Genomic DNA, 19,527 nt, shown 5'->3' with positions numbered 1-19,527 from the left:
GCTCCGTGATACCGGCCCGGATGGCCGGTTTTCAAGGTCGCATGCTGCCGGCCGCGGCTGGAGCAAACACACTACCGGCCGCGCTTGCCAGCGGTCGCCGATGCCGCCATGCTCGACGCCACAAGGGAGGGAACCAATGGCTGCGAAATCATCGAAGTGGGCGGCGTTTCCGCACGACGCCAAGGCCTTCGCCTATGCCGGCGACGCGTTGAAGAAAGCCTGGCCGGCCCTGCACGCCGGCGATGCGGAACCGTACCCGGACGCGAAGCGCGCCGCCGCGCTGTTGAAAGCGGCGGGCAAGTCCGCACCGAAGCTCGACGCCGACGCGCTGGCGACGGCGCTGCAGGACGCGTGGCGCGCCTTCCACCATGGCGACTTCCAGGCTGCGTTCGAAGCCGGCGAAAAGCTGGGGCCGATCGGCGCTTCGGTCGCGGTCAAGGCGATGGGCATCCATGCCACCTATCTGGTCGAAGACGACGCCGAGCGGCTCAAGCGCTTCGAGCAGGCGGCCAAGCTGGCCGAGGCCGCGATCAAGGCGTTGCCGGACGAAGCCAACAGCCATTACCGCTACGCCTTCGCCCTGGGCCGCTACAGCCAGGGCCTGAGCATCGCCAAGGCGCTGAAGCAAGGCATCGCCGGCAAGGTCCGCACCGCGCTGGACACGGCGCTGGAATTGCAGCCGAAGCACGCCGAGGCGCACATCGCGCTGGCGGTCTACCACGCGGAGATCATCGACAAGATCGGCGCGATGATCGGCGGCCTGACCTATGGCGCGAAGGCGTCCGAGGCCGAAGCGCACATCAAGACCGCGCTGAAACTGACCCCGGATTCGCCGATCGCCCACGCCGAACACGCCAACGTGCTGCTGTTGCTGTACGGAGACAAGAAGGAAGACGCCGCCGCCACCGCTTACGAGAAGGCCGGCAAGCTGAAACCGAAGGACGCGATGGAGTCGCTGGATGGCAGCCACGCCAGATCGCAGCTGGAATAGCCTGCGCCGCGCCACGGGCTGGCTGCTGCTGGCACCGGTCCTGGCATGCGCACAACAGGTCCCCCAGCCGAATCGCGAGGAAGCCGCGCCGGAGGCCGCCACAGCGGTCGGCGACATCCTCGGCGATGCGCTGACCTGCCGCACCGCGAGCGCGGCGCTGCCAGGCCTGTTGTCCCGCCTGCGCAACGAGCGCCCGGCCGAGTTCATGCAGACCGACCGGCAGTATTCGCAACCGGTCATGGATCTGTATCGCCTGCAGACGCCGATACAGGCATGGGGCAACGAAGGCGACACGATCGCCATCACCCAGGACCGGGTGATGCTGGCCGTCCCCGGCAGCATGGAGGAAGTCAGCAAGCGGGTCGACCGCGAGCTGGAGACCAGCCGCAATTCACCGTTGCCCGTGGTCCTCGACGACACGCACGTCCTGGTGGTCTACCCCGCAGAACAACCCGGACTGGAAGGATTCACCCTGCTCGGCTGCGAGTACCGGATCGACGGCCTGGCCCTGCTGGACAACCCGGCCGACGCCTGGCGCAAGGCGCAGGCGCCTGCCGGGACGCCCTCGACTCCATCCCGGCCCTAGCGCAGATCCGGACAACCCGTGGGAGCGGCCTTCGCCGCGAATGCTTTCCGCCAGTCCGCACAGGCAAGAGCATTCGCGAGCAAGCTCGCTCCCACAAGGCTGTCTCAGGTCGACGGATCGATCCGCAGCGGAACGTCCCGGTCGCGCGTCGCGGCGGCCTCCTCCGGCAGATAGCGCAACCAGCCACCTGCCAGCGACTGGTACAGCGACACCACGGCCAGGGCATTGCGTACGCGTCCCTGGGCGAAGGCGTCCTCGGCCTGCAGGCGCGTGCCTTCGGCGTCGAGCAGTTCCAGCACGTCGATGGCGCCGTTGTCGAAGCGCAGTTTCGCCACCGAGGCGGCGCGCGCACTGGCGGCCGCGGCCTGTTCCAGGTGCGTCGCCTCCTCGCCGCTGCGCGATACCCGCGTCAGCGCGTTCTCGGTTTCCTCCAAGGCCAGCAGCACGGTCTTCTGGTAGTTGGCCAGGTCGGCAGCAGTCTCGGCATTGGCCGCGGCGATGCGTGCGCGCACGCGGCCGACATTGAGGAACGAGCCGTCGATGCCCAGCGACAGCATCCGCGTCTCGCTGTCGCGTTCGAACAATGCGCCCGCGTCCAGCGCCTGCGTGCCGATCAGCCCGCCCAGGGTGAAGCGCGGGAACAGATCCGCGGTCGCCACGCCGATGCGTGCGGTCGCGGCGTGCAGGCGCTGTTCGGCGGCGGCCACGTCGGGGCGACGGCGCAGCAGTTCGGCCGGGGCCCCGGCAGCGATCTGCTCCGGCAGGGCCGGCAGGTCGGCAGGCGCTTCCAGTTCGGCGACCAGCGATTCCGGCGTGCGTCCGGTCAGCACCGCGATGCGATGCGTGGCCGCGGCGATCTGCGCCTGCAGCGCGGGAATGCGCGAACGCGTGGTCTCGGCCTGGCTGCGGCTGCGGTCGACGTCGAACGGCGTGGCGAAACCGGCGTCGCGGCGCACTTCCAGCAACTGCAGCGTGCGCGCCTGGTTATCGGCGTTCTCGCTGGCCACGCGCAACTGTTCCTGCCATCCGCGCAACTGGAAGTAGCTGCGCGCCAGTTCGCCGACCACGGCGACCTGCATCGCCGCAAGATCGGCGGCGCTGGCCTGCGCCTCCGCACGCTGCGCTTCCACGCCTCGGCGGATGCGGCCGAAGAAATCCAGTTCCCACACCGCGCCGAAACCGGCGCTGTAGGCGTCCTGGTCGCGTCCCGCCCGGTCGACGCCGGGCAACTGGTCGCTGCTGGCCAGGGTTTCGGTCGCCTCGGCGTTGGCGGTCAGCGTGGGCAAGTGGTCGTACTTCGCACCGCGCAGCAGCGCGTTGGCCTGCTGGTAGCGGGCATAGGCGATGCGCAGGTCGTGGTTGGCCGAAAGCGCGTCTTCGACCAGCCGTTCGAGCCTGGCGTCGCCGAAGTCGCGCCAGAACTCGGCATCGACTTCCGGCACCGCATCGTTCGCCGCTTGCGCGCGGACGAAGCGGTCGACCTGCGGCGGATCGGGCCGGACGTAATCCGGCCCCACCGTGCATGCCGCCAGCACGCTGGCGGCGATGGCGGCGGTAAGCATCGATTTCACCATGGCAGCACCTGATCGAAGTAGAAGTAGCCACCGGTCGGGCCGTCGTTGCCGATCAGCGCCAGCTGCACGCTGGTGCGCGCGCCTTCCGGCACGGACAGTTCGCCGTTCTGCTGGTCGCCGGATTTGTTCATGTCGGTCTGCACGTAGCCCGGGTGGATGGTGTTGACCTTGATTCCGGTGTCCTTCAGTTCGTGCGCCAGATGCACGGTCCACGCGTTCACTGCGCTCTTGGACACGTTGTAGGCCGGCACGCCCTTGAACTCGTAGATGAAGGAGGCCGGGTTCTGGTGCTCCGAGATCGAGCCCAGCAGGCTGGACACGTTGACGATGCGGCCCGCCTCGGACTTGCGCAGCAGCGGCAGGAAGGCTTGGGTGGTTTCGACCAGGCCGAACAGGTTGGTGTCGAACGTGGTGCGCCAGGTCTGCAAGGACTGGCCGGACACGCCCTTGGCGGGATCGTCGACCAGGATGCCGGCATTGTTGACCAGGATGTCGAGCTTGCCGTGGCGCTGTTCGATTTCCTTCGCGGCGGCGGCGATGCTGGCCGGATCGGTCACGTCCAGCGCGACCGCTTCCACCGGCAGGCCTTTTGCCTGCAGTTCCAGGGCGGCTTCGACGGCCTTGTCGCGGTTGCGGCCGGCGAGGATCGTGTGCACGCCAGCTTCGGCCAGCTGGCGCACGGTTTCGCGGCCGATGCCACGGGTGGCGCCGGTGACGAGGGCGACTTTGTCGGTATTGCTCATGGGGATGCTCCGTTCGTGGGGGGTGGGAGAGGCTCGCCCGCGTTCGCCGCGGGCGATATCCGTTTCTTGCGTGGAGATCAGGCTTCGACTTCCGCGTGCCCGTCGTGGGCCACCGCCGGCTGGTCGTGGCGCACCAGCGGACGGCCGGCCAGCTTGCGCAGCGCGACGTAAAACACCGGGGTCAGGAACAGGCCGAACAGGGTCACGCCCAACATGCCGGCGAACACGGTGATGCCGGTGACGCTGCGCACTTCCGCGCCGGCGCCGTGCGATAGCACCAGCGGCACGGTGCCGGCGATGAACGCCACCGAGGTCATCACGATCGGGCGCAGGCGCAGGCGGCAGGCTTCTAGCGCCGACTCGACGATGCTCTTGCCCTGCAGTTCCAGTTCGCGGGCGAACTCGACGATCAGGATCGCGTTCTTGCACGCCAGGCCCATCAGCACCACCAGGCCGACCTGCACGAACACGTTGTTGTCGCCGCCAGTCAGCCATACGCCCAGCAGCGCGGACAACAAGGTCATCGGCACGATCAGGATCACCGCCAGCGGCAGCGTCCAGCTTTCGTACAGCGCGGCCAGCACCAGGAAGGCCAGCAACACCGCCAGCGGGAACACCACCAGCGCAGCCTTGCCCTGGGTCGCCTGCTGGTAGCTCAGGTCGCTCCAGTCGATGCCCATGCCGGTTGGCAGCACCTGCTGCGCCAGCTCGGTCACCTTGGCCATCGCTTCGCCGGACGACAGCACGCGCGGATCCGCGTTGCCGAGCAGGTCGGCGGCCGGATAACCATTGAAGCGGATCACCGGGTCGGGGCCGTAGGTCTGCTTGATGTTGACCATGCTGCCGATCGGCACCATTTCGCCGTTGGTGTTGCGGGTGCGCAGGTTGGCGATGTCCTCGACGTCGTCGCGGAACCCGCCGTCGGCCTGCGCGATCACCTGCCAGGTACGGCCGAACATGTTGAAGTCGTTGACGTAGGCCGAACCCAGGTAGGTCTGCAGCGTGTCGAACAGCTCGGTCAGCGGCACGCCCTGTGCCTTGGCCTTGACGCGGTCGACTTCGGCGTCGAGCTGCGGCACGTTGGCCTGGTAGCTGGTGATCGGGAAGCCCAGCCCCGGCGCCTGCGACGCGGCGCCCTGGAAGGCCTGCACCGCGTTCTGCAACTGGCCGTAGCCCAGGCGCGTGCGGTCCTCGACGAACAGCGACCAGCCCGAACCGTTGCCCAGGCCCTGGATCGGCGGCGGCATGAAGGCGAAGGTGAAGCCTTCCTGGATGCCGGCGAACTTCTGGTTGAGCTCGGCGGTGATTTCCTCCGCGCTGCGCGAGCGCTCGCTGAAGGGCTTCAGGGTGAAGAACACCACGCCGTTGTTCGGGGTATTGGTGAACTGCAGCGGGTTCAGGCCCGGGAACGCGACCTCGTTCGCCACGCCGTCGACGCCCTTGGCGATCGCGGCCATCTTCTTCAGCACCGTGTCGGTGCGTTCGATCGACGCGCCTTCGGGCATCTTCACGCCGGCGATCAGGTACAGCTTGTCCTGTTGCGGGATGAAGCCCGCCGGCACTGCGCGGAACATCACGCCCGCGCCGAGCAGCAGCACCACGTAGACCGCGAACACCGCGCCGCGCTTGCCGAGGGCACGGGACACCGCACCTTCATAGCGCTGCGAATTGCGCTTGAAGAAACGATTGAACGGACGGAACAGCCAGCCGAACAAACGGTCGATCAGGCGCGAGGGGCGGTCCTTCGGCGCATCGTGCGGCTTCAGCAGTTTGGCGGCCAGCGCCGGCGACAGGGTCAGCGAGTTGATCGCCGAAATCACCGTGGAAATCGCGATGGTCACCGCGAACTGCTTGTAGAACTGCCCGGTCACGCCGGTCAGGAAGGCCATCGGCACGAACACCGCGCACAGCACCAGGGCGATGGCGATGATCGGACCGGACACCTCGCGCATCGCCAGGTGCGCGGCCTGCAACGGCGTGGCGCCTTCCTCGATGTGGCGCTCGACGTTCTCGACCACCACGATGGCGTCGTCGACCACGATGCCGATGGCCAGCACCAGGCCGAACAGGGTCAGCGTGTTGATCGAATAGCCCAGCAGATACAACACGCCGAAGGTGCCGACCACCGATACCGGCACGGCCAGCAGCGGGATGATCGACGCGCGCCAGGTCTGCAGAAACAGGATCACCACCAGCACCACCAGCAGGGTCGCTTCCAGCAGGGTCTGCACCACCGACTTGATCGAGTCGCGCACGAAGATGGTGGTGTCGTAGATCGACTGGATCTCGATGCCCGGCGGCAGGGTCGGACGGATCTCGTCCATCTTGGCCACCACCGCGTCGCGGATCTCCAGCGCGTTGGCGCCGGGGGCCTGGAAGATGCCGATCGCGGAGGCGTTCTTGCCGTCCAGGCGCGCGCGCAGGGTGTAGTCGCCCGCGGCCAGCTCGATGCGGGCCACGTCGCGCAGGCGCACGATCTCGCCGTCGCCGCCGCTCTTGAGCACGATGTCGCCGAACTCCTCGGTCGATTCCAGCCGGCCCTTGGCGTTGATCGGCAGCAGGAAATCGCTGCCGTTGGGCATCGGCTCGGCGCCGAGCTGGCCGGCGGAAACCTGCACGTTCTGCTCGCGCACCGCGCGCAGCACGTCGCTGGCGGTCATGCCGCGGCTGGCCACCTTGTCGGGGTCCAGCCACAGGCGCATGGCGTAGTCGCCGCCGCCGAACTGCTGCGCGTCGCCGACGCCGGGAATGCGCGCCAGTTCGTCCTTGATGTGCAGGCGCATGTAGTTGCGCAGGTAAAGCGAATCGTAGCGGCCGTCCTTGGAGGTCAGGTGCACCACCATCAGGAACACCGGCGACTGCTTCTGCACGGTCACGCCCTGCCGGCGCACGTCCTCGGGCAGGCGCGCCTGCGCCTGGGAGACGCGGTTCTGCACCTTCACCGCCGCGTCGTCCGGGTCGGTGCCCGGCTTGAAGGTGACGGTGAGCTGCAGCACGCCGTCGGAACCGGCGACCGACTTGACGTACATCATGTCCTCGACGCCGTTGATCGCTTCCTCCAGCGGCGTGGCCACGGTCTCGGCAATCACCTTGGGGTTGGCGCCGGGATAGACCGTGCGCACGACCACCGAGGGCGGCACCACTTCGGGGTATTCGCCGATCGGCAGCAGCGGAATCGAGATCAGGCCTGCGGCGAAGATCACGATCGACAACACTGCCGCGAAGATCGGCCGGTCGATGAAGAATCTGGAAAAGTCCATGGGTGGATTTCCTGAAAGAAGAAAACGGGAACCCCGCCTGCACGAAACAGGCTTCGGGTAGAAAACAAGAACCGGTGTGGGAGCGACGTAAGTCGCGAACGGCTTTTAGAAAAGCATCGCGACTTACGTCGCTCCCACATCGGAGGGCATTACTTCATTGCGACGCGGCCATCGGCGGCGGCCTGCATCGCCACCGCCTTGGCCTGCACCGGCATGCCGGGGAAGAACACCTTCTGCAGGCCATCGACGATCACGCGGTCGCCCGGCTTCAAGCCGCTCTGCACGATGCGCAGGCCTTCGGCGTTGCGGCCCAGCACCACGTCGCGACGCTGTGCGGTGCTCTTCGCGTCGACCACGTACACGTACTTGCGGTCCTGGTCGGTCAACACCGCCTTGTCGTCGATCAACAGGGCGTTGAAGCGACCGCTGCCCGGCAGGCGCACCCGCGCGAACAGGCCCGGGGTGAACTGGCGCCCGTCGTTGTCCAGCAGCGCGCGGCCGCGGATGGTGCCGGTGCTGCGGTCGACCTGGTTGTCGAGGAAATCGACCTTGCCCGTGTGCGGGAAGCTCTCCTCGCCGACCAGCGACACCTGCGCCGGCACGCCGGTTTCGTCGCGTTCGCCCTTGCGCGCCAGTTCGGCGTAACGGAGGAAGGTCGACTCGTCGGTGTCGAAGTACACGTAAACCTTGTCTTGCGACACGATCGTGGTCAGCACGCTGCCATCGTTGGCGCTGACCAGGTTGCCGGCGGTGATCATCGCGCGACCGGCGCGGCCGCTGATCGGCGCGCGCACCTGGGTCCATTCCAGGTTGAGCCGCGCGCTTTCTACCGCCGCACGCGCGGCCTGCACGTCGGCCTGGGCGACCGCGGCGGCGGAACGGCGCTGTTCGTAGCTTTCGGTGGAGATGGCTTGCGATTCGGCTAGCTTCTTGGCGCGCGAAGCCTCGCTGCGGCCCTGCTCCGCCTGGCTCAGCGCCCGCGCCAGCTGCGCCTGCGCCTGCGCCAGTTCGGCGCGGTAGCTGCGCGAGTCGATGCTGAAGAGCACGTCGCCCTTGCGCACTTCGTCGCCTTCGCGGTAGTTGACGCGCTCGATGTAGCCGGACACGCGCGGACGCAGTTCGACACTTTCGACCGCTTCGACGCGGCCGCTGAATTCATCCCACTGGCTGACTTCCTTGACCAGCACCGGGGCGACGCTGACCTGGGCCGCCGGCGGTGCGCCGGCTTCCTGCGCGTTGCCGCCGCTGCAGGCGGCGAGTATCGCGACCGACAGCGCGAGCAAGGCGCCACGCAGCGCCGTGGAAGGGATTCGTTGCGAATTGGGGGAGGCGATGTTCATGGGTGGATTCCGCGATGTGAGGGGGAAGACGAGGGGGAAGGAACAGGCAACGACGCGAACATGTGCGGAGGCGGCGGCGCCCACGCATCGGAAAAGCGCACGACCGGACGGACGCGCTGCCCGTTGCGCGCCAGCAGCGAGACCGCGCGGCGGCCGACCGCCAGCGCATCGGGCCAGCCGGCGCAGGCGTCGGCGATGTTCTCCGGCGTGCAGATCGGGTGGTCGATCGACAGCAGTTGCACGATCACGCCCAGCGGCGCGGCTTCCTCGTGCAGCACGCAGGCCAGCATGTTCAACGCGGCGGCGCTGACCGAGGCGTGGCCGTAACCGGACCAGCCGCGTTCGGCGCAGGTGCCGCCGACCAGCACGTAATGCGCCGGCATGCCGCCGCGCGCGCTTTCGGCGAGCAGCGGCAACAGATGGCGGGCCGAGGCCAGATGCGGCAGCAGATCGAGTTCCAGCGTGTCGGTCAGCGCATCGACCGGCTTGTCGAGCAGGCGACCGCTGGTGCGCGGACCGGCGAGACAGGCGAACACCGCGCGCAACGGCTGGCCGCGCTTGCGCACCGCGCTGGCCAGGCGCAGGCCGTCGCGGTCGCTGCGGATGCAGGAGATCGGCATCGGCTGCAGTCCGGACTCGCCGGCATGGCGCGCGACCAGCGCATCCATCCGCGGACCCTTGCAGCCGGCGGCGAGTACCGGGCCGCCGGCTTCGAGCAGCGCGCCGACCACGCCGGAGCCGACTGTCCCGCTGGCGCCCAGTACCAGGGTCACAGGATTCAATATCCCGCTCATGGGATTTTAATTCCTGCATCCGGGATAATTGCAGCGGCAATCAAATTGGGAAGACGATTTCTGCCGACGCGCACGCCACCGCCGGCCTGTTGCCGGCGCGGCGCCAGCAGATCGCGCAAACGCGTCCGCGAAGGTGTTTTCTCGGGGAAAAACGTAGTGAAATCGCCGTTCTGCGCCGGCCTTTCAGCGGCTTCGAAAGCGGCCTTCATCAAGTCGGACAACATGGGGCGTCTCCAGGACGGGGGAACCTGGGCGCAAAGTTACGCCTGCAATCAGGACTTGATTAGTCTGTGTTTAGGGGAATAATCATCCCGCAAGCGGTCCAATCCCTCTTCCCCAGGAATCCCCATGAGCCACGACCTCAACGACACCCTGATCTTCGTCAAGGTGGTCGAGCACGGCAGTTTCATCTCCGCGGCCAAGTCGCTGCGCCTGCCGAAGACCACGGTCAGCCGCAAGGTGCAGGAACTGGAAGCGCGCCTTGGCGCGCAGCTGCTGCACCGGACCACGCGCAAGCTGGGCCTGACCGAAGCCGGCAACGTCTACTTCGAGCATTGCCAGCGCATCGCCCAGGCGCTGGGGGAAGCCGAGAGTGCGGTCGGCCAGCTGCAAAGCGGCCCGCGCGGCTGGCTGCGTTTCACCGCGCCCTACTCCATCGGCATCGACAAGATCGCGCCGCTGCTCGGCGAATTCCACGCGCGCCATCCCGAGGTGCGGGTCGAGATGCTGCTCAGCAACGAGCCGCTGGACCTGATCGACAAGGAAATCGACGTCGCCCTGCGCGGCGGTTCCCTGCCCGACTCCAACCTGATCGCGCGCAAGCTGGCCACCTTCGGCAGCCAGGTCTACGCCAGCAGCAGTTACATCGCCCGCCATGGCGAACCGCTGCATCCGGACGACCTGCGCCACCATCGCAGCCTGGCGATGTCCAAGTACCGTCGCAACAACGGCTATTACTGGCCGCTGAGCAACGGCGCCGGCGAGGAAACCGATTTCCCGGTCAGTCCGGTGCTGGTCGCCAACGATCCGGGCGCGTTGAAGGGTGCCTTGCTGTGCGGCGAAGGCCTGATGCTCGGCGCCGACGTGATGGTCAAGCCGTTCATCGAGCAGGGGCTGGTGCAGCGCGTGCTGGCCGGCTGGACCGGTCCCACCTGGGATTTCAACGCGGTGTTCCCGCGCGGACAGGGCCAGTCGCCGAAGGTGCGCGCCTTCATCGATTTCCTGGTCGAACGGCTGAACTTCGAGATCGACTACATGCAGGCGCACTGCCCGGTGTTCCTGGCCCAGCAGCAGGCGCGCGACGCGGCGGCGGCGGGCCTGCGCATCATCGAGGACGCGTTGGCCTGATTCGGCTGCCGGCTTTTCGCGATGCAAAGAAAAACCCCGGCGATGCCGGGGTTTTTCGTGGACGTCACGAAATCGGTGGTCAGTGGCCGCCGCTGCCGGAAGCCAGCTTGTCCAGGTCGATGCCCTGCCGACGCAGCGTACGCGTGGCGGCGACGGCGTAGAAGGCCAGGTAAGCGAAGCAGGCCACGCCGACCCAGTAGCTGGCGTGGATGCCGACGATGTCGGCCACCCAGCCCTGGAACAGGCTGACGAAGCCGCCGCCGCAGATCATCATGATCAGGAAGCTGGAACCTTCGTTGGTGTTCTTGCCCAGGCCGGCGATCGCCAGGGTGAAGATGCACGGCCACATCACGCTACAGAACAGGCCCACCGAAGTGAAGGCGAAGGTGCTGAGCATGCCGCTGGTGGCCATGCCCAGCAGCAGCGCGGCGATGCCGCACACGGCGAAGTACAGCAGCATGCGCGCCGGGTTGCCGCGGCTCAGCAACGCCGCCGCGATCATCACCAGGATCACCGGCGCGTAGACCAGGAACGGCTTGATGTCGTGCTGGGCGATGGCGTTGACCGCGAGGAACACGCCGAAGGCGATGAACGGCAGGATGAAGGTCAGCAGGCTCTTCATCGATGCGCCCACGTCGAACGCGCCCGCCGCGCCCGACCAGCGGCCGATCATCAGGCTGGCCCAGTAAAGCGAGATGTAAGGCGCGATGTGCGCGGTCTGCATGCCGAGGTCTTTCTCGAGGTACGCCGGCAGGTTCGCCGCGGTCGACACTTCCACGCCGACGTAGACGAAGATGGCCAGCATGCCCAGCACCAGCTGCGGGTAGCGGAACGCGGCGAACGCGGAGTTGCTGTGGATCAGCTTGCCGCTGTCGCCCGCCTCTTCCGCGGCCAGGTGCTCCAGGTCGATGTGGTTGGGTACCGAGGAGAAGTACAGGAACACCGCGACCAGGATGAACACCGCGCCCAGTACCAGGTATGGCGTCTTCACGCTTTCGATGCTGGCGGTGGTGCCGCCCGCGGCGACGCTGCCGAAAATCGCGATGCTGACGATCAGCGGGCCGATGGTGGTGCCGAAGTTGTTGATGCCGCCGGCCATGGTCAGGCGCTGCGCACCGGTGCTCGGGTCGCCCATCACGATGGCCAGCGGGTTCGCCGCAATCTGCTGCAGCGAGAAGCCCAGTGCGACGATGAACAGGCCCGACAGCATCAACGCGAACGAACCGGTGTTCGCCGCCGGGTAGAACAGCAAGGTGCCCAGCGCCGAGATCACCAGGCCCAGGCAGATGCCGTTCTTGTAACCGATGCGGTTGAGCACGTCGATCTTGATCGCCTTCGACACGAAGAAATAGATCAGCGAGCCGACCGTGTAGGCGACGTAAAACGCCACCGAGACCAGCTGGCTTTGCCATTGCTTGAGGTCGAAGGCCTGCTTGAACACCGGGATCAGGATGTCGTTGCTGGCGGCGACGAAGCCCCAGAAGAAGAACACCGTGATCAAAACCAGGAACTGCGACCATCGGGTCGTTTGCTTGCTCATGCCCTACCCCTCTCCTGGGTTGGTGTCTGCGTGTCGTGTCGCGGGCGGCGCGAACGCCGCCCGCTCCGGCTCATTGTTGCGCGGCGCATTTGAGCACATCCGCTTCGCCGGCGGTACCCGACACGATGCGGATTCTGGTGAACGCCGCGGAGAACGGCGCATCGGCTTCGATCGAGAACGGCACTTCGACGGCGGACAGATCGGCGCCCTTTGTTGCGAAGCAACCAAGCGGGGCCTTGATCGTGTGCTTCTCGCCGGGCTTGAAGCCCGCCAGCGCCGGGCCTAGGTCGACTGCGCCGCCGCAGTCCTTGCCGCAGCCCATGCCGAGCAAAACCGGCGTTTTCGCGGGTTTTTTCACCACCACGTCGAATTGCAGCGTGGCCCCGGCGGCGGCCATCGCGGTCAGGTTGTTGCGGGCAACCGTGTTGCGGGCGAAGAAGCGCGCAGGCCGCAGCCAGCTCACTTCCTTCGCGTCCTGCTGGGTATTGACCTGCACCGTGCCGACGCGCAGCGCCGGGTTCGCTTCCGGCCATTCACTGGTCTTGTTTAGGTCTCCTCCCACGGCGCGTTCCTGCCCGCCCGCCGACAGCTGCAACGCGAACGGCGCCATGTCGGACAGGTTGAAGATCGCCAGCGTGGTCGAATCGCCGCAGGCCTGCGCCTTGTCCAGCGGCAATTGCGCGACGCTGCCCGGGTTCGCGTAGCCGAGGCCATAGCCGGGCTTGAACAACGCCAGCTTGTTCGGCGCCGGACAGGCCAGGTTCGGCCACGGGAACGTCAGGCGACCGCGGAAGTCGTGCGCGGGCTTGCCGTCGGCGCCGGCGACCAGCACGTCGGCAACGCCCTTGCCTTCGGTGCCGGGCAACCAGGCCGCGACAAAGGCGTTGGACAGGTTCAGAAGATCGTTTGCATACAGCGGACGGCCCGACAGGAACACGGTGATCACCGGCTTGCCGGTCTTCGCCGCGGCCTGGAGGGTGGCGAGGTCTTCGGGGAAACGACGGCTGTGCGCGACGGTGTCGGACGGCACGATGTCGCCCATCATTTCCGCGTACGGCGTTTCGCCGATCACCGCGACCACGGCGTCGAACTGCGAAGCATCGGCGCCTTCGGCGCTGGCGAGCAAGGTCACGTTTTCCGCACCCAGCGCCTCGCGGAAACCGGCGACGATGCTGTCGGCGTTCGGATAATCGGCGTTGGCGTTGTCGCTGCCCTGCCAGGTCAGCGACCAGCCGCCGGCCTGGTTGGGCAGGCTGTCGGCGCCCTTGCCGACCACCAGCACGCGCTGACCGCGCTTCAAAGGCAAGGCGCCGCCTTCGTTCTTCAACAACACCAGCGATTCGCGCACCGCGCGACGCGCGAGGTCGCGATGCTGCAAGGCCGCCTCCTTGCCCGCGTACTGGCTGTCGGACGGTTTGTGTTCGAACAGGCCCGCGCGCAACTTGACCCTCAGGATGCGGGTGACCGCATCGTCGATGCGCGACATCGGGATCTCGCCGCTTTCGACCTGTCGGGTGGTGTTGGCGATGAACGCCTTCCAGTCGTCGGGCACCATCACCATGTCGATGCCAGCGTTGATCGCCTTGGCGCAACTGGCGTTGCTGCAGCCCGGCACCTGGCCGATGCCGTTCCAGTCGGACACGACGAAACCGTCGAAGCCCATCTTGTCCTTCAGCGCTTCGGTCAGCAGCGCCCGGGCGCCGTGCATCTTGCCGTAATCGACCTTGGCGGCGACGTCGTCCCAGCTGTTGTACGAGGCCATCACCGTCTGCACGCCCGCTGCGAGCGCGCCGTAATAGCCCTGCCCGTGCACGTTGATCATGGTCGCCTTGTCGACGATGGCGTTGCCCTGGTCCTTGCCCTGGTCGGTGGCGCCATCGCCGATGAAATGCTTGGCCGTGGCCACGACGGAGCCGTCGCCATGCAAGTCGCCCTGCAGACCCTTGACGTAGGCGGAGGCGTATTCCTTCACCAGCGCGGGATCGCTGGAGAAACTTTCGTAGCTGCGGCCCCAGCGCGTGTTCTGCGCGACGGCCAGGGTCGGGGCGAACACCCAGCCGATGCCGGTGGCGCGGGTCGATTGCGCGGTGGCTTCGCCGATCTTCCCGATCAATTCCGCGTCGTGGGCGGCGCCGAGGCCGACGTTATGCGGGAACAGCGTAGCGCCGTAGACATTGCTGTTGCCGTGCACCGCGTCGATGCCCCAGATGATCGGGATCTTCACCTTGGCATCGACGTTCATCGACGCATCGTGGTAACGGTCGGCCAGCGCCAGCCAGTCCTTCACCGCCGCATGCTTGTTCATGCCCGGCCACGAACCGCCGCCATTCAGCACCGAACCGATGTAGTACTCGCGCACCTGCTCCGGCGTGATCGTCTTGATCTCGGCCTGGGTCATCTGGCCGATCTTCTGCGCCAGCGACATTTCGGACAGCATCTGCTTGATCCGCGCCTCGAGCTGCTCGTCCCGGGCGACCGCGCTGTCGACGTGCGGCCAGTCGGCCAGCGTGGCGACGGACTCGGCTTGCTTTTGTCCGGTTTCGGCGGCCTGCCTTTCGCAACCTGCAAGGCCGATCGCCAGGCAAGCACCTCCCAATACAACGAGCCGGCTCAGTTTCATTCGTGGGGACTCCTTTGGAACATGGTCAGCCCCGGTCGCGACGCAGAACTCTGTTCAAGAGAATCGACGCCGTGCCGGGGCTGGGTGGTTACGATCAGAATTTGTAGGTCAGGCCGAGCAGGTACTGGCGTCCGTATTCGTTGTATTCCAGCGGTTGGCTTGCACCGCCGGCGAATTGGGAATCCTGCACCGTACGGTACGGCGAATTGGTCAGGTTGTTGACCTGAAACAGGATCGACATACCGCTGAGCGCGCTGCCCTCGCCGAATTCATAACCCAATTGCAAGTCGGTCTGTTTGTCGGCCAGCACCGTGGTGTACGCGCGGGAGAAGAACAAACTATAGATCTCGCCGCGGAAGCTGGACCGGTAGCGCTCGTTGATACGGGCCGAGAATCCGTGCTTTTCGTAATACAAGGTCAAGTTGGCCACGTCGCGCGAAAGACCAGGCAACCACGTCTGTTCGGATTGGCTGGTGTCGCCACCGCTGGGGTTGATGTTGCTCTCGGTGTACGAGGCGTTGAACAGTGCGCCGAAACCATCCAGCGCGGGAGTCCATTCGCCGAAATCCAGCGCGGTACTGAATTCGACGCCACGCAGGTAGCCGCCCTTGTCGTTGACCGGGGTACTGAACGTGCCGATGTTCGAAACAGGCGGCGTGCCGCCTGGATTCGGGTTGGTGTACCCGGTGAAATCGTAATCCACGGTTTGCGTGCGAATGTAATTGTCCAGGTTCTTGTAGAACAACGCCAACGCCACGTAGCTAGCTTCGCCGAAGTACTTCTCGAAGGAGACATCGACCGCCTTCGCGCGCCATGGCTTCAATCGGGGATTGCCGCCGTTACCACTCCAGAGGCCTGCGCTTGCCCCCGTTTGCGCGACGCTGGCATTGCTCGCAGCGCGCATGTCATCGATGCGTCCGCGCGCGAGGGTCTTGGCTGCGCCGAAGCGGATGAACCTGCCCTCGCCGAAATCCGCTACCAAGTTCAGGCTCGGCAGGAAATCAGTGTAGGTCTTTCCGGCATGCACGGCGGCCAGGTTGTCTATATTGTTGACATTAAAGCCGACCGAGGACTGGTCGGTACGCACGATCTGCATGCCGACGTTGCCGCGCAGGCGCACGCTCGAACCAATATCGGTGTCGATGTCTACCTTGGAGTAGAAAGTCCGCACCTTCTCGGTAACAGTGAAGTCCTTCTGGTAGTCGCCGTCGCTCATGTTCTGCTGGATGTCGTAATACTTGGCCAGCGCCGCATTCACGTCGTAGCCGAGTACGCCGCCGATGCCGGCGAAGCCGAGGCCTGTCGGCGACACCAGGACATCGCCACCGACCGCGACCGGGGTACGGCCGTTCTTCAGATTGGCGAAATACACCGTCGAGGTCTTTTCCTTGTCGCGCTGACTGAGGTTCACGCCGACATCCCAGCCCACGAACGGACCGAAATCCAGGTCGTGGTGCAGTTCCACGCGAAATGCCTTGATCGTGTCCTTCAAGCGCGGCGCTTCGATGCGCCCGTCATGGCCCCAACTGGCTGGGTCGCTCAGCAGCACCCTCTGCGGATCGGAGTAGTCGTTGCCGAAGGCGAACTGGGCGAAATCGTTGGAGCTCAGCGGAGTGTCGAAGACCGCGCTGTCCAGCACCGGCGTCACCGTGCCCTCACCGTCCACCGTCTCGATGCCGGCATAAGTCTCTGCGATGCTTTGCTTGCGCTTGGTGGTGGAATAGCTCAGGTCAGCCATCACCGACCAGGTCTCCGCGAACTTCCATGTATTGCGCCAGCCGGCGGAAAACAAGTCGTCCTTGCGATGGTTGTAATCATTGCGGACTACCGGTTCCAGGTTGTTCACGGTACCGCCGGTGACGACGTCCACATTGCCACTGCGCGCGGTACGGGGATTGCTCAACGTCACCCCGTTGCCTGTCCAGGGATCCTGACTCCACATGATGCCGCGCATCGTTTCCTTCTGGTCGAAGCGTGAGTAGTACAGGTCCAGAATGCTGTGGAATTCATCGTTCGGCTTGAATTCGAATACACCCATCAAACCATCGCGCTTCTGGTCCGCAGAGCGCGCCCAGATCTCAGCGCCCATCAGCATGTCCGCTCCCGGTGGCTTGCCCGGAATGCCGTCGGCGGGGAACCAGTCGGCCGAACCGCCCCACCACCACGCCTTGTAGTGCTTCTCCTGGAACGGAGAATCCAGATGGGCGAAGCCGAGCGCGATGCCGATGGTGTTGTCCGCGAACTGGTCGATATACGAGGCGCTCACGCGATAGCCATTGGCATCCACGCCATCATTCAGTTCGCCGAACGAGTTGCGTTCACCGCGCACGTTGAGATTGATCTTTCGCTCGCCCACGGACAACGGGCTCACGGTCTGCATGTCGACCGTGCCGGACAAGCCCTGCCCGATCAACTTGGCGTCGGGCGTCTTGTACACGGTCACGGCATTGACCAGTTCGGAGGGGTATTGGTCGAACTCGACGCCGCGGTTGTCGCCAGTAGTGACCTGCTCGCGTCCATTGAGCAGCGACGCGGCGAAGTCGGGGGCGAGGCCACGGATCGCAATGACCTGGGCACGTCCATTGACGCGCTGCGCCGCCAGGCCGGGTAGCCGGGCCAGCGACTCGGCGATGCTGACATCGGGCAACTTGCCGATGTCTTCGGCCGAGATCGCCTCGACGATGGAATTGGATTCGTTTTTGGTTTCCAGCGAAGTTGCGATGCTATGCCGGATGCCGGTCACCTTGACCGTTCCCAGCGTCTCGACATCCTTCTTCTCTTCCGGCTTTTGCGTGTCAGTCTTTTCTGCATCGGTCGCTGCGGCGGCCTGACCGACCGGCGCCTCTTGCGCCTGTATGGCGAAGCTGGCGAACAACGCGGCGCTGCACGCCGCAACTAGGGCTCGCTTGCGCAAGATGGTTCGATTCCCCTTCAAATCTGCAGCTTTTTCGTGACGCGACATCGCCCCTCTCCCGTCGAAGTTGACAGCGCTGTCATACCTGCGTCTACTTGAACTTGTCAAACGAAAACTTAATTAGCCGCTTACTGCGTCGCAGCAATACTGCATTTCATGCGCTTACGCATTTTGCGCTGGTATTCCATTGTTGCGATGCACTATGCCGAATGCGCATCGGCATGGCGCTGAAAACGGAATGGAAGGAGCATCCATGTACAAGAAAAACCGCCGGCGCGCCTCGCAAGCAAGATCCCTCGGCAGATCGTTTCGGTGGCTGGCCGCATTGGCGCTCGTCGTGTCCGTCTGTGCAAGCGCTGCCGAGCCGCCGAAGCCGAAGGTTTCGGTATGGATCACCACCTCGGACCACGCTATGGCATTGAAGCCCTCGCCTGCCGCCGCGTTCGACAATGGCAAGCGCTTGCCATTGCACATCGATGTCGATGCCGACCAGCGTTTCCAGTCGATGATCGGTTTCGGCGCTTCGATCACCGATGCCTCGGCCTGGCTGATCCAGAACAAGTTGAACCCGACGCAACGCGAGGCGCTGCTGAAGGAGTTGTTCGGTCCCGCGCCCGGGCTGGGCTTGAACTTCGCCCGCCTGACCATCGGGGCATCGGACTTCTCGCGCCATCACTACAGCCTGGACGATCCACCGGATGGCCAGCCGGATCCGCAGCTGAAGCATTTCAGCATCGATCCGAACCGCGGCGACGTGGTGCCGGTGACCCGCGCGGCGCTGGCGGTCAATCCACGGTTGCAGGTGATGGCCTCGCCTTGGAGTGCGCCGGCGTGGATGAAGCACAACAACAGCCTCATCAAGGGGAAGCTGTCGCCGCGTTATTACGATGCGTTCGCGCGCTATCTTCTGAAATACGTCGATGCCTACGCGGCGGTAGGCATTCCGATCTTCGCGCTGACCGTGCAGAACGAACCGGACTTCGAGCCCGGCGACTATCCGGGCATGCGCTTGAACGCGCCCGAGCGCGCACGGCTGATCGGCGACCACCTCGGTCCGTTGCTGGCGAAGCGCGGATCGAAGCCGTTGCTGTTCGACTGGGACCACAACTGGGACAAGCCGCAAGAGCCGTTGGGCGTGCTCGCCGATCCGGTCGCCGGGCGTTACGTCCACGGGGTGGCCTGGCATTGCTATGGCGGCGAGCCTTCCGCGCAATCGAAGGTACACGATGCGCATCCGGAAAAGGATGCCTATATGACCGAGTGTTCGGGCGGCGCGTGGGAGCCGCTGATCAGCGGCGGCCTGACCTTGCAGGCGCGGCGGTTGATCATCCAGTCGCCGCGCCACTGGGCACGCGGGGTGCTGTTCTGGAACTTGGCGCTGGACGAAAACCGCGGCCCGCACGCGGGCGGCTGCGATACCTGCCGCGGCGTGGTGACCATCGACTCGCGCACCGGCGCGGTCAGCCGCACCGACGAGTACTACGCCCTCGCCCACGCCAGCCGCTTTGCCCGGCCCGGCGCGCGGCGCATCGCTTCGAACGAAACCGGGCACGAGCTGGACAATGTCGCCTTCCGCAATGAAGACGATGGTTCGCTGGTATTGATCGTGACCAACTCGGCGAAGAAAGCGCAGCGCTTTTCGGTGGCTCAGGGCGGGCGTACGTTCCGCTATCGTTTGCCGGCGAAAAGTCTGGCGACCTTCGTCTGGAAACAATGAAGATGGCCGGCATCAGAGGCTCGGCATTGCAGGCAATCCTAATCGCTTCTGTTTCCTTCGCGATCTTGCCTCAATCCTTGATTCGATGCGCTTCCGCCTGA

General features: G+C 65.6%; 13 protein-coding genes. 4 read left to right on the top strand and 9 right to left on the bottom strand.

Annotation, left to right across the window (positions count from 1 at the left end; all coding sequences use genetic code 11):
* Window positions 1-136: 136 nt before the first annotated feature.
* On the top strand, window positions 137-991 hold the full coding sequence (locus J5837_RS12970) for a tetratricopeptide repeat protein (protein WP_210537190.1): 855 nt from the start codon (window positions 137-139) through the stop codon (window positions 989-991).
* Complete coding sequence (locus J5837_RS12965; RefSeq protein ID WP_210537189.1) at window positions 960-1,577, top strand: hypothetical protein; 618 nt, start codon at window positions 960-962, stop codon at window positions 1,575-1,577. The genes J5837_RS12970 and J5837_RS12965 overlap by 32 nt, the downstream gene beginning before the upstream one ends.
* A 104-nt stretch (window positions 1,578-1,681) precedes the next feature.
* Here J5837_RS12965 and J5837_RS12960 read toward each other — a convergent pair whose 3' ends face one another.
* The 6 genes from J5837_RS12960 to J5837_RS12935 form a co-directional block, all read right to left on the bottom strand.
* A complete protein-coding gene (locus tag J5837_RS12960; RefSeq protein ID WP_210537188.1) occupies window positions 1,682-3,139 on the bottom strand; it encodes an efflux transporter outer membrane subunit in 1,458 nt (485 codons plus the stop codon).
* Window positions 3,140-3,144: 5 nt separating this feature from the next.
* Window positions 3,145-3,894: an SDR family oxidoreductase gene (locus J5837_RS12955; protein ID WP_210537187.1), complete on the bottom strand. Its 750-nt coding sequence runs from the start codon at window positions 3,892-3,894 to the stop codon at window positions 3,145-3,147.
* Between the two features lie 77 nt (window positions 3,895-3,971).
* On the bottom strand, window positions 3,972-7,154 hold the full coding sequence (locus J5837_RS12950; RefSeq protein WP_210537186.1) for an efflux RND transporter permease subunit: 3,183 nt from the start codon (window positions 7,152-7,154) through the stop codon (window positions 3,972-3,974).
* A 149-nt stretch (window positions 7,155-7,303) separates the two neighbouring features.
* On the bottom strand, window positions 7,304-8,494 hold the full coding sequence (locus J5837_RS12945; RefSeq protein WP_210537185.1) for an efflux RND transporter periplasmic adaptor subunit: 1,191 nt from the start codon (window positions 8,492-8,494) through the stop codon (window positions 7,304-7,306).
* Window positions 8,491-9,288 (bottom strand): SDR family oxidoreductase, encoded by a 798-nt coding sequence (locus tag J5837_RS12940; protein WP_210537184.1) that lies wholly within the window; start codon window positions 9,286-9,288, stop codon window positions 8,491-8,493. Before J5837_RS12940 ends, J5837_RS12945 begins: the two co-directional genes overlap by 4 nt.
* Window positions 9,285-9,512, bottom strand: a complete 228-nt coding sequence (locus J5837_RS12935) for a hypothetical protein (RefSeq protein ID WP_210537183.1) — start codon at window positions 9,510-9,512, stop codon at window positions 9,285-9,287. The genes J5837_RS12940 and J5837_RS12935 overlap by 4 nt, the downstream gene beginning before the upstream one ends.
* Window positions 9,513-9,636: 124 nt before the next feature.
* On the opposite strand from J5837_RS12935, the gene J5837_RS12930 reads away from it, so the two are divergent.
* On the top strand, window positions 9,637-10,635 hold the full coding sequence (locus J5837_RS12930) for a LysR family transcriptional regulator (protein ID WP_210537182.1): 999 nt from the start codon (window positions 9,637-9,639) through the stop codon (window positions 10,633-10,635).
* 79 nt (window positions 10,636-10,714) lie between these two features.
* Here the strand turns inward: J5837_RS12930 and J5837_RS12925 are convergent, their stop codons facing one another.
* From J5837_RS12925 to J5837_RS12915, 3 genes are all read right to left on the bottom strand, one after another.
* Entirely contained in the window at window positions 10,715-12,175 is a 1,461-nt protein-coding gene (locus tag J5837_RS12925) for an MFS transporter (protein ID WP_210537181.1), read from the bottom strand.
* 70 nt (window positions 12,176-12,245) lie between these two features.
* Window positions 12,246-14,795, bottom strand: coding sequence for a glycoside hydrolase family 3 protein (locus tag J5837_RS12920; protein WP_210537180.1), 2,550 nt, complete (start codon window positions 14,793-14,795; stop codon window positions 12,246-12,248).
* A gap of 94 nt (window positions 14,796-14,889) precedes the next feature.
* Window positions 14,890-17,757 carry a TonB-dependent receptor gene (locus J5837_RS12915; protein ID WP_210537179.1) on the bottom strand — a complete coding sequence of 956 codons (2,868 nt, stop codon included), beginning with the start codon at window positions 17,755-17,757 and terminating at the stop codon, window positions 14,890-14,892.
* Between the two features lie 364 nt (window positions 17,758-18,121).
* On the opposite strand from J5837_RS12915, the gene J5837_RS12910 reads away from it, so the two are divergent.
* Entirely contained in the window at window positions 18,122-19,426 is a 1,305-nt protein-coding gene (locus J5837_RS12910; protein ID WP_244755951.1) for a glycoside hydrolase family 30 protein, read from the top strand.
* Window positions 19,427-19,527: the final 101 nt, after the last annotated feature.

Source organism: Pseudoxanthomonas helianthi, assembly GCF_017939625.1.
Lineage (GTDB): Bacteria > Pseudomonadota > Gammaproteobacteria > Xanthomonadales > Xanthomonadaceae > Pseudoxanthomonas_A > Pseudoxanthomonas_A helianthi.
Note: the sequence above shows the minus strand (reverse complement) of the source record. Positions and strands in the feature narration are given on the sequence as shown.

Coding starts and splice junctions, on each gene's coding strand:
- J5837_RS12945 (WP_210537185.1), bottom strand. CDS start 8,494: ATGAACATCGCCTCCCCCAATTCGCAACGAATCCCTTCCACGGCGCTG.
- J5837_RS12955 (WP_210537187.1), bottom strand. CDS start 3,894: ATGAGCAATACCGACAAAGTCGCCCTCGTCACCGGCGCCACCCGTGGC.
- J5837_RS12915 (WP_210537179.1), bottom strand. CDS start 17,757: ATGTCGCGTCACGAAAAAGCTGCAGATTTGAAGGGGAATCGAACCATC.
- J5837_RS12940 (WP_210537184.1), bottom strand. CDS start 9,288: ATGAGCGGGATATTGAATCCTGTGACCCTGGTACTGGGCGCCAGCGGG.
- J5837_RS12965 (WP_210537189.1), top strand. CDS start 960: ATGGCAGCCACGCCAGATCGCAGCTGGAATAGCCTGCGCCGCGCCACG.
- J5837_RS12930 (WP_210537182.1), top strand. CDS start 9,637: ATGAGCCACGACCTCAACGACACCCTGATCTTCGTCAAGGTGGTCGAG.
- J5837_RS12970 (WP_210537190.1), top strand. CDS start 137: ATGGCTGCGAAATCATCGAAGTGGGCGGCGTTTCCGCACGACGCCAAG.
- J5837_RS12925 (WP_210537181.1), bottom strand. CDS start 12,175: ATGAGCAAGCAAACGACCCGATGGTCGCAGTTCCTGGTTTTGATCACG.
- J5837_RS12935 (WP_210537183.1), bottom strand. CDS start 9,512: ATGTTGTCCGACTTGATGAAGGCCGCTTTCGAAGCCGCTGAAAGGCCG.
- J5837_RS12920 (WP_210537180.1), bottom strand. CDS start 14,795: ATGAAACTGAGCCGGCTCGTTGTATTGGGAGGTGCTTGCCTGGCGATC.
- J5837_RS12950 (WP_210537186.1), bottom strand. CDS start 7,154: ATGGACTTTTCCAGATTCTTCATCGACCGGCCGATCTTCGCGGCAGTG.
- J5837_RS12910 (WP_244755951.1), top strand. CDS start 18,122: ATGGCATTGAAGCCCTCGCCTGCCGCCGCGTTCGACAATGGCAAGCGC.
- J5837_RS12960 (WP_210537188.1), bottom strand. CDS start 3,139: ATGCTTACCGCCGCCATCGCCGCCAGCGTGCTGGCGGCATGCACGGTG.